This window comes from Barnesiella sp. CU968, assembly GCF_905219685.1.
GTDB classification, from domain to species: Bacteria; Bacteroidota; Bacteroidia; order Bacteroidales; family Muribaculaceae; genus Lepagella; species Lepagella muris_A.
The window spans coordinates 1-3720 of record NZ_CAJMXD010000297.1; the positions used below are offsets into that span (position 1 = coordinate 1).

Annotated in this window: 4 protein-coding genes; all 4 read left to right on the plus strand. The window is 50.1% G+C overall.

Translation table 11 applies throughout. The annotated features are described in order from the left end of the window. Window positions 1-319, plus strand: a 319-nt coding sequence (locus JX312_RS10500) for a polyprenyl synthetase family protein (RefSeq protein WP_204457960.1), incomplete at its 5' end; no start/stop codon positions are given. A gap of 18 nt (window positions 320-337) precedes the next feature. Then, on the plus strand, window positions 338-796 hold the full coding sequence (locus JX312_RS10505) for a ribonuclease P protein component (protein WP_123403226.1): 459 nt from the start codon (window positions 338-340) through the stop codon (window positions 794-796). Beyond that, the gene (gene yidD, locus JX312_RS10510) at window positions 793-1002 is read left to right on the plus strand and encodes a membrane protein insertion efficiency factor YidD (protein ID WP_123403224.1); all 210 of its coding nucleotides are present in this window, start codon (window positions 793-795) and stop codon (window positions 1000-1002) included. Before JX312_RS10505 ends, yidD begins: the two co-directional genes overlap by 4 nt. A 35-nt stretch (window positions 1003-1037) precedes the next feature. Beyond that, window positions 1038-3720: tetratricopeptide repeat protein (locus JX312_RS10515; protein WP_204457961.1), on the plus strand; the 2683-nt coding region annotated here is incomplete at its 3' end.

Below are 3720 nucleotides of genomic sequence, written 5' to 3' on the forward strand. Positions count from 1 at the left end.
GAATCCACAGATAGGCAAACCCACAGGCAATGATCTTCGCGAAGGGAAAGTTACACTTCCTTTGCTCTATGCCCTCAACAATGCTCCGGAAGAGCACAGCACTCTAATGAAAGATATGCTGGTTAAAGGCGATCTCACTACAGATGAAATAAACACCCTCATAGAATTTGCAAAAGATAACGGAGGCATTGATTATGCATTCGAAGTGATGCGCGACATGCAGAAGGAGGCTGATTCCATAATCGACCGATATCCGGATTGCGAATCAAAAAAATGTTTCAAAGAGATTTTTGAATTCATAATTTCCAGAGATTTCTGAACAGAAACCGCCAACACCTTGCAAGAACAGAGATATACGCTTAAAAAAGATGAGAAACTTCGCCACAAGCGTCTTGTGGACGATCTTTTCGCTAACGGAAAAACACTCTACGAATTTCCGTTGCGTCTTACATGGCGTGTCATAGATGCCGAAGAACTCGCCGGTAGCTTCAGGTCTGACATACCGGCGAAGGTGGGCAGGATACAGATGCTTGTAACCGTTCCGAAAAAGAAACGCCGCAGAGCCGTGGACCGCGTGCTTATGCGCCGTCGCATCAGGGAAGCATACCGCCTGAACCGTGTGCCCCTCAAGGATATTGCGGAGAATATCGACAACGCCGGAACACTCTCGCTTGCTTTCATCTATATGTCAGACAAAAATCTCCCTTACTCCCTTATAGAAGCCAGAATGAAACGGCTGCTTTTCAAACTCGAGAAGGAGTTGCAGCCGGACAACCGACAGACTCCCACCCCATGAAGCGCATATTTATTTTTCTGATCAGGTTTTATCAGGGGGCGATATCGCCGCATTTCCCCTCCTGCTGCCGGTATACACCCACATGTTCGCAATATGCCGTCGAGGCGATAACGAGACATGGCGCGATTCGCGGATCATGGCTTGCGCTCAAAAGGATATGCCGCTGCCATCCGTGGGGCGGTTCGGGATATGATCCGGTGCCGTGACATACTTTATCTACCGGATTTCCGTTTTTCTAAATGTGAAAGCTTTAAAATTCCTGTCGGTCATATTGATGTGCGTTCTCTTTGTCACCTCATGCGGGACGAAGAAGAACACGGCGGTGTCGCGCAACTGGCAGGCTTTCACCACCCGGTATAATGTCTATTTCAACGGCAAGGAGCACTATATCGAGCAACTCCAGCAGATGGAACGCGACTATGAGGATGATTATTCACGCCGTTTGCTTACACATCCGGCGGAAGCACGCGCCGACCAGAAAATGCCTCAGCCTTCGGGTGATTTCAAACGCACCATCGAGAAGATGCAGAAGGCGATACAACTGCATTCCATCAAAAAGAAACCTGCCAAAAGAAGCGCATCCCCCAAGGAGAAAGCGTTCAGGGCACGCGATGAGTTCAATCCGTTCATGCATAACGCATGGCTCACAATGGGGAAAGGACAATATTTCAACGGTGATTTCTCCGGAGCCGCAGCAACGTTCATGTATATCGCCAAGCATTTCACATGGCTGCCTGCCGTAGTCACCGAGGCACGCATATGGCAGGCACTCAGCTATTGCGCGCTCGACTGGAACTATGAGGCTGAGAATGTGCTTCATCTCGTGAAGCAAAAAGACCTCACATCTTCCGGAATCATGAACCTCTACAACCGTGCTCAGGCAAACCTCCTCATACGCACTGACCGGTATGCAGATGCCATTCCGTTTCTGCGTGAGGCGGCAAGCCGGGCAAAAGGCACACAGAAAAACAGACTATGGTTTCTGCTTGGTCAGCTATATGCCCACACCGGAGATAAGAAAAACGCTTATATCGCGTTCCGCAACGCCGGAAAAGGTCAGGGAATATCCTACCGCGCCAAATTCAATGCCCGCATAAAACAAAGCGAGGTGTTTACGGGACGCAACATCTCCAAAGAGGTGGCTTCTCTGAAAGCCATGACCCGGTATGCGCGAAACAAGGAGTTTGCAGACCAGATCTACTATGCCATTGGAAATCTTTACCTGTCGAAAGGGGATTCAGCAAAGGCTGTGGCAAACTACTCACTCGCTGTAGAGAAGTCCACCCGCAACGGAATAGACCGCGCCTTGGCGCAACTCGCACTCGGCAATATATATTTTTCCAAAGGGGATTATGTAAAAGCCCAGCCATGTTATGCGGAAGCTGTGCCTCAGCTGCCCGACAACTATCCTGACTACAAGATCCTCAGGTTACGAAGCGACGTGCTCGACGAGCTTGCCGTATACTCCGGCAACGTGCAACTGCAGGATTCACTGCTGCGTCTTGCCGACATGACACCCGAGGAGCAACAGGCTGTGGCGCAACGCCTTGTCAACGAACTGATCGCACGCGAGAAGAAAGAGGCAGAGGAAGCAAAGCGCGAGGCGGCAATTGCCGAACGCGAAGGGCAACAGGCACCGGGAATAAACCATAATGATGCACCTACCCAGGGATTCATCAGCAATGGTGACAAATCCTGGTATTTCTATAATGCCATGACCAAATCGCAAGGTAAAACAGAGTTCCAGCGCAGATGGGGTGCACGAAGACTTGAAGACGACTGGCGGCGGCGCAACAAATCCTCATTCTCTTTCGACACAACCGAAGAAAGCGAGGATTCCGAAGATAACAATTCCGACTCTACCGAAAAGCCACAGGAGGAATCAGGTGAGGAGAAAGACAACGATGCGAAAAACGCCTCTGACCCGCACAATGTGGAGTATTACCTGTCGCAGATACCCTCTACTCCGGAAGAGCGTAAGAACGCCAATGACATAATTCAGGAGGGATTATACAACATGGGTCTTATTCTAAAGGACAAACTTGAGGATTATCCGGCGGCTCGCACAGAATTCCTCCGGCTTGAAGACCGTTATCCCGACAATATATACAGGCTTGACGTATATTACAACCTCTATCTGATGGCTGTGCGCGACGGAGACACTGCGCAGGCGGAAAAATGGAGACAGAAGATCCTTTCCGACTTCCCTGAATCCCCCTACGGGCAGGCAATGCGTGATCCAAATTATTTCGACAACCTGAGGCGAATGAATCTGATTCAGGAGGAGATGTATGAAAAGGCATATCAGGCATATCTCTCCGACAACAACCGTCTGGTCCATGACCTCACTTCCGAAATGGAGAAAGACTACCCTCTTTCCAAAATACTGCCGAAGTTCGTATTCATCGACGCGTTGTCATATCTTACGGAGAATGACAACGATAAATTCCGCGAACGGCTCACCACTCTGCTTGAGCGATGGCCCGACACCGACATGACTCCCATGGCGGGCAACATCATGAAAGGGCTGAAGGCGGGACGTGTGCCGAGAGCGGGACTTTCCAACTCCAGGGGCATGATATGGAGTCTCGGACTCTCGAACGACTCCATTGCGATCGATGCCGACGGTCAGCCTGCAAACTTCGAGCGGAACCCGGACGCACCGCAGTATCTCGTGCTTGCATTTCCACGCGATTCAGTCAATGCCAACGCTTTGCTATATGACGTGGCACGGTTCAATTTCTCTTCGTTTGTCGTGAAAGACTTCGACCTTGAGCCGATGAGTTTCGGGGAGATAGGTCTTCTGGTGATAAAAGGATTCACCAATCTGCGGGAACTCGAACATTATCGTTCGGTAATGTCGCGCAACGGTTTCGAACTTCCCGACGAGGTCAGGCCAATCATGATCAGCAAGCACAATTTTG